This window comes from Pseudomonas lini (assembly GCF_964063345.1).
GTDB classification, from domain to species: domain Bacteria; phylum Pseudomonadota; class Gammaproteobacteria; order Pseudomonadales; family Pseudomonadaceae; genus Aquipseudomonas; species Aquipseudomonas lini_B.
Genome location: NZ_OZ061318.1, coordinates 898,801 through 910,576 on the forward strand (window position 1 = coordinate 898,801; position 11,776 = coordinate 910,576).

General features: G+C 55.7%; 13 protein-coding genes, 1 tRNA gene and 2 pseudogenes. 9 read left to right on the forward strand and 7 right to left on the reverse strand.

All coding sequences use genetic code 11. The annotated features are described in order from the left end of the window. The first annotated feature begins 166 nt into the window (after positions 1 to 166). Both AB3226_RS04180 and AB3226_RS04185 read left to right on the forward strand, forming a co-directional pair. On the forward strand, positions 167 to 1,363 hold the full coding sequence (locus AB3226_RS04180; protein WP_367372135.1) for an amino acid aminotransferase: 1,197 nt from the start codon (positions 167 to 169) through the stop codon (positions 1,361 to 1,363). A 248-nt stretch (positions 1,364 to 1,611) separates the two neighbouring features. After that, on the forward strand, positions 1,612 to 1,812 hold the full coding sequence (locus tag AB3226_RS04185; RefSeq protein ID WP_007905992.1) for a hypothetical protein: 201 nt from the start codon (positions 1,612 to 1,614) through the stop codon (positions 1,810 to 1,812). Here the strand turns inward: AB3226_RS04185 and AB3226_RS04190 are convergent. Next, positions 1,809 to 2,039 (reverse strand): hypothetical protein, encoded by a 231-nt coding sequence (locus AB3226_RS04190; protein WP_008007186.1) that lies wholly within the window; start codon positions 2,037 to 2,039, stop codon positions 1,809 to 1,811. The genes AB3226_RS04185 and AB3226_RS04190 overlap by 4 nt on opposite strands. Before the next feature lie 226 nt (positions 2,040 to 2,265). Between AB3226_RS04190 and AB3226_RS04195 the strand changes: the two genes are divergently transcribed. From AB3226_RS04195 to AB3226_RS04225, 7 genes and pseudogenes are all read left to right on the forward strand, one after another. Beyond that, a tRNA-Asn gene (locus tag AB3226_RS04195) sits at positions 2,266 to 2,341 on the forward strand. Between the two features lie 162 nt (positions 2,342 to 2,503). Continuing rightward, positions 2,504 to 3,826, forward strand: a complete 1,323-nt coding sequence (locus AB3226_RS04200) for a tyrosine-type recombinase/integrase (protein WP_367372136.1) — start codon at positions 2,504 to 2,506, stop codon at positions 3,824 to 3,826. A gap of 910 nt (positions 3,827 to 4,736) precedes the next feature. Then, a pseudogene (locus tag AB3226_RS04205) lies at positions 4,737 to 5,085 on the forward strand (integrase); the annotation flags it as partial. Between the two features lie 213 nt (positions 5,086 to 5,298). Beyond that, positions 5,299 to 5,631 (forward strand): carboxymuconolactone decarboxylase family protein, encoded by a 333-nt coding sequence (locus tag AB3226_RS04210; protein ID WP_014860758.1) that lies wholly within the window; start codon positions 5,299 to 5,301, stop codon positions 5,629 to 5,631. Between the two features lie 44 nt (positions 5,632 to 5,675). Then, the gene (locus tag AB3226_RS04215) at positions 5,676 to 6,782 is read left to right on the forward strand and encodes an alkene reductase (RefSeq protein ID WP_367372137.1); all 1,107 of its coding nucleotides are present in this window, start codon (positions 5,676 to 5,678) and stop codon (positions 6,780 to 6,782) included. 48 nt (positions 6,783 to 6,830) lie between these two features. After that, on the forward strand, positions 6,831 to 7,049 hold the full coding sequence (locus AB3226_RS04220) for a 4-oxalocrotonate tautomerase family protein (RefSeq protein ID WP_071550870.1): 219 nt from the start codon (positions 6,831 to 6,833) through the stop codon (positions 7,047 to 7,049). Between the two features lie 156 nt (positions 7,050 to 7,205). After that, positions 7,206 to 7,451, forward strand: a pseudogene (locus AB3226_RS04225) (glutathione-regulated potassium-efflux system protein KefC); the annotation flags it as partial. A gap of 14 nt (positions 7,452 to 7,465) precedes the next feature. Here AB3226_RS04225 and AB3226_RS04230 read toward each other — a convergent pair. The 6 genes from AB3226_RS04230 to AB3226_RS04255 all read right to left on the reverse strand — a co-directional run bounded on the left by AB3226_RS04230 (position 7,466) and on the right by AB3226_RS04255 (position 11,658). After that, positions 7,466 to 7,795: a thioredoxin family protein gene (locus AB3226_RS04230; protein WP_367372138.1), complete on the reverse strand. Its 330-nt coding sequence runs from the start codon at positions 7,793 to 7,795 to the stop codon at positions 7,466 to 7,468. A gap of 63 nt (positions 7,796 to 7,858) precedes the next feature. After that, on the reverse strand, positions 7,859 to 8,557 hold the full coding sequence (locus tag AB3226_RS04235; protein WP_367372139.1) for a DsbA family oxidoreductase: 699 nt from the start codon (positions 8,555 to 8,557) through the stop codon (positions 7,859 to 7,861). A gap of 23 nt (positions 8,558 to 8,580) precedes the next feature. Continuing rightward, the gene (locus AB3226_RS04240) at positions 8,581 to 9,153 is read right to left on the reverse strand and encodes a TetR/AcrR family transcriptional regulator (protein WP_367372140.1); all 573 of its coding nucleotides are present in this window, start codon (positions 9,151 to 9,153) and stop codon (positions 8,581 to 8,583) included. Positions 9,154 to 9,258: 105 nt separating this feature from the next. Beyond that, complete coding sequence (locus AB3226_RS04245) at positions 9,259 to 10,032, reverse strand: SDR family NAD(P)-dependent oxidoreductase (RefSeq protein ID WP_071550874.1); 774 nt, start codon at positions 10,030 to 10,032, stop codon at positions 9,259 to 9,261. A gap of 98 nt (positions 10,033 to 10,130) precedes the next feature. Beyond that, on the reverse strand, positions 10,131 to 10,685 hold the full coding sequence (locus AB3226_RS04250; protein ID WP_258696400.1) for an OsmC family protein: 555 nt from the start codon (positions 10,683 to 10,685) through the stop codon (positions 10,131 to 10,133). Between the two features lie 397 nt (positions 10,686 to 11,082). After that, on the reverse strand, positions 11,083 to 11,658 hold the full coding sequence (locus tag AB3226_RS04255) for a TetR/AcrR family transcriptional regulator (RefSeq protein ID WP_071550876.1): 576 nt from the start codon (positions 11,656 to 11,658) through the stop codon (positions 11,083 to 11,085). Between the last annotated feature and the right edge of the window lie 118 nt (positions 11,659 to 11,776).

Here is an 11,776-nt window from a genome sequence, read left to right on the forward strand (position 1 = left end):
GTCAACGATCGAAAAATAATTCGAAAAACTTACCGTAAAAGCCGAATCGCCTGTCGCCATCAATCACTGATGGCCTCTATACTAGCTCCCCGTTTGTGCACCGCTCTAGTGCATTCGGCTGGAGCGCGACACGTCCCTCCACACTCCATTCAGAGCCGCCGCAATAATGAGCCTGTTCTCCGCTGTCGAAATGGCACCACGCGATCCAATCCTGGGCCTCAACGAAGCATTTAATGCCGATACCCGTACCAACAAGGTCAACCTGGGGGTCGGTGTTTACTGCGACGAGGAGGGGCGAATTCCACTCCTGCGCGCCGTTGTCGAAGCCGAGACGATTCGCGCCGCTCAACACGTTTCCCGTGGTTACTTGCCAATCGACGGCATCGCCGCCTACGACCAGGCCGTGCAGAAACTGCTGTTCGGCAATGATTCGCCGTTGATCGCTGCTGGCCGGGTTATCACCACCCAAGCCGTCGGCGGTACCGGTGCGCTGAAAATCGGTGCCGACTTCCTCAAGCAACTGCTGCCGAACGCCGTCGTGGCGATCAGCGACCCGAGCTGGGAAAACCACCGCGCGCTGTTCGAAACCGCCGGTTTCCCGGTGCAGAACTATCGCTACTACGACGCCGCGACCCACGACGTTAACCGTACTGGCTTGCTGGAAGACCTGAACGCCCTGCCGTCCGGCTCCATCGTTGTGCTGCACGCTTGCTGCCACAACCCGACCGGCGTGGACCTGAGCCCGGCGGACTGGAAAAACGTGCTGGAAGTGGTCAAGGCCAAAGGTCACGTGCCGTTCCTCGACATGGCCTACCAGGGCTTTGGCGACGGCATCGATGAAGACGCCGCTGCCGTGCGCCTGTTCGCCGAATCGGACCTGACCTTCTTCGTTTCCAGCTCGTTCTCCAAATCCTTCTCGCTGTACGGCGAGCGCGTTGGCGCTCTGTCGATCGTCAGCGAATCGAAAGAAGAAAGCGCGCGCGTGCTGTCGCAAGTCAAACGCGTGATCCGCACCAACTACTCCAACCCGCCGACCCACGGTGCAAGCATCGTCGCCGCCGTGCTGAACAGCCCGGTACTGCGCGCCCAGTGGGAAGAAGAACTGGCAGAAATGCGCCTGCGGATTCGCGGCATGCGCATCCAGATGGTCGACCTGCTGGCGAAAAACGCTCCACAGCGCGATTTCAGCTTCGTCGGTCGCCAGCGCGGCATGTTCTCCTACTCCGGCCTGACGGTTGAGCAAGTGACCCGTCTGCGCAACGAGTTCGGCATCTACGCCCTGGACACCGGCCGCATCTGCGTTGCCGCGCTGAACCAGAGCAACATCGACGCCGTGACCAAGGCCATCGTTCAGGTGATCTGAGTCGTTGCGTGATTGAAAACGGGAAGCCATGTGGCTTCCCGTTTTTTATTTGTCTTTGATAATTCCCAGTTCGGCGACCGGTCGCTCTAGACTGCACGCAGATCAAAATGTGGGAGCGGGCTTGCTCGCGAAAGCGGTCTATCTGTCACGTTGATGCTAGATGTGCCGCCGCCTTCGCGAGCAAGTCGGATCGCCGCACCGCCGCTCCCACAGGTTATGAGTACACCCGAGAATTCTTGAGAACCCACATGAAAAACGATGACCTACGCGCCGACCGCGACGAGCTGGACCACTTTGTGCCCCGCTCCTCGGCCAAACGCGGTAATAACCTGGTGCTGCAAGTGGCTGCGGGCGTGTTTCTTGGCGGCCTGGCGTTGTGGCTGGTGCAACTGACCGCCACGATGCTGTACGCCAAGCTGATGCTCGGCACCATTACCTTCGGCGGTTAAGCCAATTCGGTTGCACGCTGACTGGCTGCGTCGTCATAGGCCACATAAAGCGACTCGGCCACCTGGCTTTTGATCGCCTTGGTGCTTTCCAGCCCCAAAACAAAACCTTCGGCCTTGCCGCCGGCGCGGTTCAATTCGTCAGCGGTACTGGCCTGAGTGATTGCGTCGAACAGTTTCTCGGCGTGCGGGCCTACGCCTTTGGGCAGGCTGATCTGAGCGATGCTCATGCGAACACCCCGATGTTTTGAGGTGTGAGGCTTGGGTGATTCATGGCGCATACCTTTTCGGCTGAGGGCCGGCAGCGCGTGTCACCACTTCCGGGCGACCATGGTAGACCTCTGCCGCGATTCTGGTAACCGCCAATGGCCGATAACCTCCCTCTGATCCGATGAAAACATCAAACCTCCAACAGAGGCTTGACTTCTCTTTTTGAATCAGTAACATAGACGCCATTCCGCGATAGCTCAGTTGGTAGAGCAAGTGACTGTTAATCACTGGGTCCCTGGTTCGAGTCCAGGTCGTGGAGCCAGACAAGGTTCCAGAGAAGGCTTTCAAAATCTCTGAAACCCCCGAAAAACCCGCCTTCTGGCGGGTTTTTTCGTTTTGGCGTTCTGTCGGATTCCGGTGGGTACCAGCCATTTTAAGGGTAGAGTTTGGGATAAAGGTCAGTTCGATAAAAGGGAGTACCCTTATGTCGCGCACTACTGCTCCACTCTCCGACGCCGCTTGCCGTTCGGCCAAGCCCACAGACCGCGCCTACAAGCTTTTCGACGGCGACGGCCTTTACCTTCTAGTCCAACCCAATGGCCGCAAAGGCTGGCGTCTCAGATACGTCAAACCTGATGGCCGGGAAGGACTGACCTCATTCGGCAACTACCCCATTGTTGGCCTCGCGGATGCGCGCCGCAAGCGCTTGGAGGTCAAGCGAATGCTGGCGGATGGCATTGACCCTATAGGAGCCAAGAACCAAGCCAAGACGGACGCTCTGATCAAAGGCCGCACCTTTGAAAGCGTTGCCCTCGGCTGGCACACGGAAATGTCAGCCAAGTGGGCACCGGACTATTCCAAGACAGTGATGAGTCGCCTCAAAACTCACCTCTTCCCGCTGATCGGCGCCCGTGCCATTGTCGACCTTGATACCCACGACCTTATGCGGCCCCTGGACGCGATTAAGAAGCGCGGAACGATAGACATTGCTTTAAGGGTACAAAACTACCTGCAGAGCATCATGCGCGAGGCAAAGCGCCTCCGGCTTATCACCGTAAACCCTGCTTACGACCTCGTAGGCTCGATCAAAGCCCCGCGGGTCGTCCACCGCCCCGCCTTATCCTTATCGCGCTTGCCTGAATTGCAGGAACGGATCGACACCTATAAAGGCCGCGCACTTACCCGGCTGACGGTCTTGCTGTCGCCGCACGTGTTTGTACGCTCCAGCGAGCTGCGCTTCGCCCGCTGGAGCGAGTTCGACCTCAAACGTGGCGTTTGGGAAATACCCGACACGCGACCAGCGTTGGAAGGCGTACCCTTTTCCACAAGGGGTACGAAGATGGCAGGCGATATCCATCTTGTACCCTTATCTCCGCAAGCGATCGCCCTGCTCGAGCAGATCCACGCAATCACAGGCAAATTTGACTTGGTGTTCGCAGGCGATACCAAGTCTTGGAAACCAATGTCCGAAAACACTGTGAACAGCGCGCTTCGGAAGATGGGGTACGACACCAAATCCGAGATCTGTGGGCATGGGTTTCGTTCGATGGCCTGCAGCGCACTGATCGAGTCAGGTTTGTGGACGGACACAGCCATCGAGCGGCAGATGAGCCACAAGGAACGCAACAATGTCCGCGCCGCCTACATCCACAAGGCCGAGTTCATCGAGGAGCGCAGGCTGATCATGAACTGGTGGAGTCGCTACCTTGAGGCCAATCAGCAGAAGCATGTCAGCCCACGCGAATTCGCCAATCAGACGGGTGCGAATGTCACTCGCCTAAAAGCAAAACGTGGCGCAACTGAGTAAGCGCTCGGTCCTCATATCTCAGTGATCCGCTTGTCCACGCGGGTCCATCCAAACAGGGCTGCAAAGCCGCCCTGCTTGGATGGACCTCACTTAAAAAATCTAAAGCCCACACAATTGTCTGCGGAAAACCACTGATTTCCATCGGTGGATAATTTCATCCGCAGCCGCAGAACTCCCAACAATTCGAGCCTTGACCCGAATTCTCCACAGGCGTAGAAAAGGTCGGGCAAAGCGCTGTCGTTGACAGCAACCCAGGTAGCCAGAACCTTTAAGGCTACGCCACACCGTGGTGGTTCTCCCAAAGTGCGATTTGCGTCCGGTGGCTCGCACGATCACTCACCGAGTGATGGATGCCCACTTCAGATCATTGCCATTGCGGCAAATACATCCCCCTACCCAACTGCCCTGCAGCAACCTATCCGCGTGGCCATTTCATTGCGCCAACCTGCGCCCGTCTCTTTCTCCCGGAAAGAGACGGGCGCTCCTACCACTGCTGCAGCCCACCTCGTACAAGGCTTTGCGGCATTTCCCCTCGTGACAATCGGCGTGACAAACACCGAAATCACCAGCAACAGCGATGTAGATGATGGTGCCGCAGCCCACGGAATGGACTGCACCTGACTGACAGTCAGGTATGCCCCGGTCATTGCCTCGCTGCCTTCACCCGACTCAGGATCTCGCGGCATTGGTCTCGTCAGCCAGCGCAGCCTCCACCCGCCCACTTCTTCGGAAGTGTTCAGGAGGCCAGATCATGAGATGCCCAAGCTCCCGGTCGTAAAGAGCCGCCAGTCCCGCGTTAGTGGACACCCCTCACAGGTCGCAGGGGCCTTGATCCCTGATAACACTCAACATCCTTGGCGGGATGACGTGGGGAAAGTTTCAAAGGTTTGGCTTCGAGAGAAGTTCGATCATGGCACCAGTGGGCAGGCGAGATGGACGCAATTTTGGCTATGGCCGGCAACTGAGTTATGCCGGGCCGCAGGCATTGCGCGATCTATTTGGCGGCGGGCATTACGGCACGGTGCAGGCGCACAGTGATCGCTGGCAGGCGTTTGTTCGGTGGTGTCGCTCGGAGGATGGACCAGGGTTTAACGATGCGCGACAAATTGATCGGCAGACCTTGTTGGACTACGCCGGACATCTGCGTCAGCAAGTTGAATAAGTGCGATATCGGCATCGCCACCGCGCAAAACCGGTTGTCCAGTGTGAATCGAACCATGACGGCGCTTCGCGGCGATCAGTATGTGAGCGTCTCGACGATGCCTGACAGCAAGCGGTGCTGACAATCAACAGTTCAGTAATCGTCATCCCCATGAAGCGATTTTCCTATTGTTCGGGACCAAATCATCAATACCTTCGATTGCGTTGATAGTGAAAATCAGCACGAACACATTGTATGCCTACCAACTGGATGGTAGTTTATTAGCAAGTTTTTAGATAACTGTAATTAACACCATCCCTGTGAGAATCCCATGCAAGATTGGAAGCAAACCCGCAAAGACATCAATACTCGCTTGGTAGAACTAAACGGCCTGTCTCCGGAAACGATGAAAGGCATGGCGGCGCTCGGCGCTGCCGGCGGCAAGACCAATCACCTGGACGCGAAGACCCGAGAACTGATCTCGCTCGCCGTGGCCGTGACCACCCGCTGCGACGGTTGCATCGCCTTCCACGCCGCCGAAGCCAAGAAACTTGGCGTCACCAGTGAAGAAGTCGCCGAAGCACTGGGCGTGGCAATCAACATGAACGCCGGTGCCGCGTTGGTGTACAGCACACATGTGCTGGACGCATTCGATAAGTCGTAAATCAAACACTGACTTTCAACCTGTTAACGACTTCGAGACTAATCATGAATAAGCTGCTCACCCCTTACGATCTGTCCGGTACTGCGCTAAAAAACCGGGTCGTTATGGCCCCCATGACCCGCACCCGGACCCTAGACAACATCCCTAACGAGTTCACCGCGCTGTATTACGCGCAGCGTGCTTCTGCTGGTCTGCTGATCACCGAAGGCCTGCCGATTTCCGACGAAGCCCGTGGCTACCTGTACACCCCAGGTATTTATGCCGACGAACACTTGCCAGGCTGGCGTCAGGTCACCGACGCGGTGCATGCCAAGGGCGGGAAGATCTTCGCGCAGTTATGGCACGTTGGCCGTATGTCCCATATTTCGGTGCATGGCATGGTTCCGGTTTCTTCGGGTACTCAGCCGGCGGTCGATACCACGGTGTATGCCTGGATCGAGCCTGGCGAATCCGGCGCTGTGCAACCCAGCGTGCCCCGTGCGCTGGAAACGGAAGAAGTGAAACGTGTCATCGCTGACTTTGTGAAGTCTGCGCGTATGGCGATGGAGGCCGGTTTTGACGGTATCGAAATCATGGCTGCCAACGGGTTCCTGTTCGATCAGTTCCTCAGCAGCGCCTTGAACACCCGTACCGACCAGTACGGTGGCTCGATCGCCAATCGCCAGCGCTTTCTGCTGGAAACCATTGACGCGATTTCTGCCGAAATCGGCGGCTCGAAGATTGGCGTACGGTTCTCGCCGTTTGGCCGCCTGTATGACTTTGGTGTGTACGAAGGTGAAGCAGAAACCTGGATGAGCATGGCGGCAGCGCTTAATGAACGCGAGCTGGCCTACGTCCACCTGAACTACCAACCGACCATCGTCGCCGCTGAAACGCCGCCGGGGTTCGGCGCCGCGTTCCGTGAAGCCTACAAGGGTACCTTGATGGCCGCCGGTGGGTTTAACCAAGCCCTCGCTGAGTCGGAACTGGTTAAAGGTGAACTCGACTTGATCGCCTTCGGTACGGCCTACATCGCCAACCCCGATTTGGTGGAGCGCATGCAGAACGGCTGGCCACTGGCAGAGGGTGATCGCGCGACTTACTACGGTGCCAGCGATCGCATTGCCAAGGGTTACACCGACTACCCGGAATACGTTGCAGCCAAAGCCTGATTATTCGCTGTTTCATCACTGTCCACTTCAGACGTTAAGGAGCACACCATGCCTCTCGTTACCATCAAAGGCATTGAAGGTGTTTTTACCGACAAGCAGAAAGCCGAAGTCATCCAGAAAGTGACGGACGCCATGGTGTCTGTAGAAGGTGAAAACATGCGCGCCCTCACCTGGGTCATCTTCGAAGAGGTCAAAAGCGGAGATTGGGGAATCGCTGGCGAACCCGTGACTGCGCAGGACATATTGAAACTGCAAGTAGGTAAATAAGGGTTCCATCCCCAAAAAGCGACTCTCTGGTCGGTGGGCATCTTCATGCCCAACGACCAGAGAGTTTTTTCGTTTTGAATGAACTCGCGATTTGTCGTGGAATGCTCCCAATGATTCTGATCATTACGCTCACCTAGAACAGGCAGAGCTTCTAGCATTGGTCGTTACGAAGCCCGCGAACGAGCGGATCGATTCCGTCGCCTGAACCTGGAGATGCTGGAAAAAATGGCCGCGCAGCCGGTGGATGATACCGAGTTCAAGTATGACGCCTACAAACAGGCCAACGCGCTGTTAACGGAAATCTTCAACGAAGACCGCGCTCATCCCATCGATAACTGGTCCGGGGCAAATCCACACCCGAGGGATGAAAAAGAACGCCAGGCTGATCAGCCTGACCGCTGATGGAGGAGGTTCGGTTAAATCGCCTCTTCCAACTCCGCAAGAATGGCTTTTTTCATTGTTCCAACTGAACGGGATCCGGGCATGACCCGCAGCAGCCGCCCCTCATGGAACACCGCCAAGGATGGCACCGCCCGGATACCATACATTTGCGCGATCGTCGGAGACACCGCCACATCAATCTTTGCAAAAGCCGCCAGGGAGTGAAGCTTTTCTTCCAAAGCATGAAAGACCGGCTTCATCTCGTGACAAGGCTTGCACCAGGACGCAGAAAACAGCACGACGCTGCTGCCTTTGGCCACAAAGCGGGCGAACTGCTGAGCACTCAACTCAACGATACGGCTCATTTGGATCTCGCTCTCAACATGGATGAAGGGCGGCACAACCCAGTGCCGCACCGCTTCTGCTGATCAAATTTTGCAGCCATCTATGCCGCAGACTTGACTGCTGAATGCGTCATCTTCGACTTTCGACTTCTCCTGCATCTTGTTCAGCGCTTCAAGAAAAGCAGCCTCAGGCTGAGCACCGGACAATGAGAAGGCATTATCGAATACAAACAAAGGCACGCCCGAACCTAGTTGCGCGGCGATATGTTCGTCTTCCTCCATCTCTTCGCGCAATTCAACGGATGACCACGCCCATTGGATTAACGCGTCCGAAACACCTGCGGCCTTGGCTATGGCCTCCAGGCTGCCGCGATCAAACAGCGACTGACCATGGGAGGTGCTTTGCTCATACAGCGCCTCGACCAAGCGTTTTTTAACGACTTCGTCCGCAACCGCCTTGACCAGTACATGGGCATCTGCGGTATCGCCAAACAGCATGCTGTCAAAGCGATAATCAAGCCCATCGGCCCGGCCATATTTACTGACGGTGTTCATCATCGCGACAGCGGAATCAGGATTGCCGAGCTTGCGTTTAAGGGCCGCGATCATAGGCTCTGGTGCGTGATTCGCCGCCAGACGATAGGCCCTGACGTTGATTTGTACATTGTCTTTTTCAGCAAATTTATCGAGCGCCTGCTCGAATCGACGCTTGGCTATCCAGCACCAAGGGCAAACAAAATCAGACCAGATATCCACTGCATATTTTTTCGAAGAAGTTTGCATGACTCGTCCTGTACTCAAAGAAATCAAGACCGCGCTACCAGCGTTTCAAGCAAATGATCGAAGCCTGCCAACGGGTCGGTTGATCGGCCCAATGTCCAATCGATAAGACTCGCGCCCTCCAGGCTGCTCAGCAGCATGAACGCGTAGGTCTCAACGGGTTTGTCCAGCGACCAGTTGCGCTGCCGGACCCCTGCATTGAGGGTGGCCTGAAGCCAATCGAGCTGGGTTTCAAAGAACGCCCGAGTGAGCCCTTGCAGCGACAGCGGCAGTGCCGCCATTTCTGCCGCCAGGGCACCACACAAGGGCAGCAGCCCCTCGTTGGCGCTAATGATGAAAAGCCGGGCAAAACCACGAAGCCGCAGCAACGGATCGACATGCATTTCTTCGATCGAACTGAGGGTCGCATCGAAGCGTTTGATGTAGTCCTTGATCAGCTCCGCGCCCAGGTTTTCCTTGGTCGGGAAGTGATGGTGAATACTGGCTTTTTTAATCCCGATCTGCGCCGCAAGATCGGCATAACTGAACGCGGAATAGCCCTTGGAGCGCATTTGGGTTTCCGCGGCTCTCAATAGCGCTGCTTTTGTCGTGATCGACATTGAAGACTCCTGCAGCCAGCATTCAGCCTTCTTTCACTTGTACTGAGTGAAGGCGTGAAAGCTCCCGCGATGGGAGCTTTCATCAGGCCGCGCTCGCCACTGTGGTCAGGCCCTAACAGCCATAATTCCAGCATCCACGTCCCAGATTGCGCCGGTCACCCAGGACGTCTTGTCCGACAGCAGGAACAGGATGGTGTTGGCGACGTCTTCGGGAACGCCGACTCGTCCCAGGGGGTGGAAATCGTTCAGCGATTTCATCGCTTCCGGGATCGCCTCTTTGTCCATGAACCCTTCATAGATCGAGGTGTGAACGATCCCTGGTGAGACGGCGTTGACCCGAATACCCGAGTGAGCCAATTCAATTGCCAGGTTGCGTGTCAGCGCATGCAGACCTGCCTTTGCCATGGAGTAGGCAGAGGCCGGTGAACCTGCCAATGCGGCCTGCGCACCGATGGAGCCAACATTGACAATTGCCCCTTCGCGCTTGGCAGCCAGCATGTTCTTGACCACTGCCTGGGTGATGAAGAAGGTCGCACGGTTCAGAGACAGGTACATGTCGTACTCGGCCTCATCGTGCTCGGTGAACGGCTTGGGAATAAAGATCCCGGCGGAGTTCACCATCAGGCTGATATCGCTATGGTTGGCATTGATTTCCTTGCGAACAAAATTCATGCCTTCTTCAGTCATCAGGTTGGCGACGATCACCGACACAGGGCCCAGCGGGCTCAGCTCGTTACGCACCGCATCGGCCTTGTCTTGCTTGCTGCCGGTGAGCACCACGCTGCCGCCTGCCTTGAGCACCATGCGGGCCGTTTCCAAGCCCATGCCACTGGTGCCACCGACAACTAGCAGTTTTTTACCTTTGAAAAAATCGTTCATTGCAGACTCCGGTTATCCAGAACTAATTAGGGTCGGCACCAAGGCGGCTGGCTGCCTGCTGGTGCACGCAAGGTTTGAATGTCTTTGAAACGAGCGAATCAGCCCTCACGCACTTCGAGGGTTGGCACCATGCGGATGGCTTTCGAGAAGTTGGCGTAGTTGACCGAGGTTTTGAGCACCACTTTGTGCAGTTCTTCAACGCGCTCACGGGAGGCGTCGGTGTGCAGTCGAATCACCACACTCACTTCGTCGTAACCTGGGTTGACGCTCTCGTCGAGGCCCAGGAAGCCTTGCAGGTCGAGGGTGCCGTCCGTTTCGATTTCCAGGCTGTGAATCTTGATACCCATCATCGCGGCGTTGGCGGCATAACCGACCGACATGCAGGCGTTGAGAGCGGCCATCAGCAGCTCTTGAGGGTTAGGCGCAGTGTTTTGGCCCAGCAATTCATTAGGCTCATCGGCGACGATTTCGAAATCCCGCGAATAGGTTTCACCGGCCAGACTGTAGCGATTGACTTTGGCCACAGAGCGAGTCTGGCCTTTCCACTGAGTCTTGACGTTGAAGCTCGCGTGGCGCTTGGTCGCATCCTCAGCAACGCCTTGGGCAAACTGCTGGAGTGCGGCGACATCGATACCATTCAGGTTGTTGCTCATGTGTTCGTTCCTCTTCGGATGGACCGGGCGTTTGGCCCGGAAGAGAAACAAGCCTACCAACTAGTAGGTTGTCGATCAATAGATTATTCTCCTTATAACCAATCGCCAAAAAAAACCAGCTTCGACAGAGTTTTCCTGAATAGGGATAACTCCGATAAAAATGCAGTAATTTCTACTTAATCTTGTACTTCTGATCACACACCGAAAGTGTAGACAAGGGTAGGTATCCGCAACCCAAATGCGAGACTAGACGTACGCTCGTCAGATTGAGTGCGCGCAAAAAGAATTCAGAGAGTGTGAGCTAAGCGGCTGAAACCACTTACGAGGCGGGAAAACGGACCGAGCCAGCGGGGGCAGAATCGGTCGATTTATGACGCAGAATAAAGCTGATCGAACCTCAGTGATGTGTTTCGGTAACCCGAAGTCCATCTAAAATGAAATCAAATCCAGAAGACTGTTCGTAATTGTCGCTCAGCGCCCAAGATACAAAGCTGCCACCTTCCAACGTATTCAAGATGAACCTGGCAACCTTCACGCCGTCCAGCTCAGCTTTGAGTTCCCCTGCCGCTTGGCCCAGTGCGATATTGGCCTGAAGCCAATTGAGATGGATTTCGAAAAAATCCCGCGTCAATTCCTTTAGGCTTTCAGGCAAAGCCAGCAATTCCGCCGCCAGAGCGCCGCAGAGCGGAAGCATCGCGTTTTTACTGCTTTGTGCGAACATCAAGGCGAAGGCATTGAGCCGATCAATAATGCCGGTATTTTCATCATTGATGCATTCCAGCTGATTCTTGAACCGGAACAGATAACTCTCAACGATGGCAATCGCCAGACTTTCTTTGGTGGGAAAGTGGTGGTGAATACTCGCCTTCTTGATACCGATGTCTTCCGCCAGATCGGCATAGCTGAAGGCTGCGTAGCCCTTGGTACGCAACAGAATCTCAGCGCTGGTCAGGAGGTCGGAACGTGTACTCATGATGCCGTTTCCAAATTTATCAATGCGGCATCATAAATTAGTACTTCTTCATAAGACAGCGCTCAGGTTGCGCACCTATGAACCACCCTCTGGAATCGGCCACAAGCAGTCAGCCGTT

What these genes read in the sequence shown, in the direction of transcription:
- AB3226_RS04180 (WP_367372135.1), top strand. Translation starts at nt 167, where the DNA reads ATGAGCCTGTTCTCCGCTGTCGAAATGGCACCACGCGATCCAATCCTG.
- AB3226_RS04185 (WP_007905992.1), top strand. Translation starts at nt 1,612, where the DNA reads ATGAAAAACGATGACCTACGCGCCGACCGCGACGAGCTGGACCACTTT.
- AB3226_RS04190 (WP_008007186.1), bottom strand. Translation starts at nt 2,039, where the DNA reads ATGAGCATCGCTCAGATCAGCCTGCCCAAAGGCGTAGGCCCGCACGCC.
- AB3226_RS04200 (WP_367372136.1), top strand. Translation starts at nt 2,504, where the DNA reads ATGTCGCGCACTACTGCTCCACTCTCCGACGCCGCTTGCCGTTCGGCC.
- AB3226_RS04210 (WP_014860758.1), top strand. Translation starts at nt 5,299, where the DNA reads ATGCAAGATTGGAAGCAAACCCGCAAAGACATCAATACTCGCTTGGTA.
- AB3226_RS04215 (WP_367372137.1), top strand. Translation starts at nt 5,676, where the DNA reads ATGAATAAGCTGCTCACCCCTTACGATCTGTCCGGTACTGCGCTAAAA.
- AB3226_RS04220 (WP_071550870.1), top strand. Translation starts at nt 6,831, where the DNA reads ATGCCTCTCGTTACCATCAAAGGCATTGAAGGTGTTTTTACCGACAAG.
- AB3226_RS04230 (WP_367372138.1), bottom strand. Translation starts at nt 7,795, where the DNA reads ATGAGCCGTATCGTTGAGTTGAGTGCTCAGCAGTTCGCCCGCTTTGTG.
- AB3226_RS04235 (WP_367372139.1), bottom strand. Translation starts at nt 8,557, where the DNA reads ATGCAAACTTCTTCGAAAAAATATGCAGTGGATATCTGGTCTGATTTT.
- AB3226_RS04240 (WP_367372140.1), bottom strand. Translation starts at nt 9,153, where the DNA reads ATGTCGATCACGACAAAAGCAGCGCTATTGAGAGCCGCGGAAACCCAA.
- AB3226_RS04245 (WP_071550874.1), bottom strand. Translation starts at nt 10,032, where the DNA reads ATGAACGATTTTTTCAAAGGTAAAAAACTGCTAGTTGTCGGTGGCACC.
- AB3226_RS04250 (WP_258696400.1), bottom strand. Translation starts at nt 10,685, where the DNA reads ATGAGCAACAACCTGAATGGTATCGATGTCGCCGCACTCCAGCAGTTT.
- AB3226_RS04255 (WP_071550876.1), bottom strand. Translation starts at nt 11,658, where the DNA reads ATGAGTACACGTTCCGACCTCCTGACCAGCGCTGAGATTCTGTTGCGT.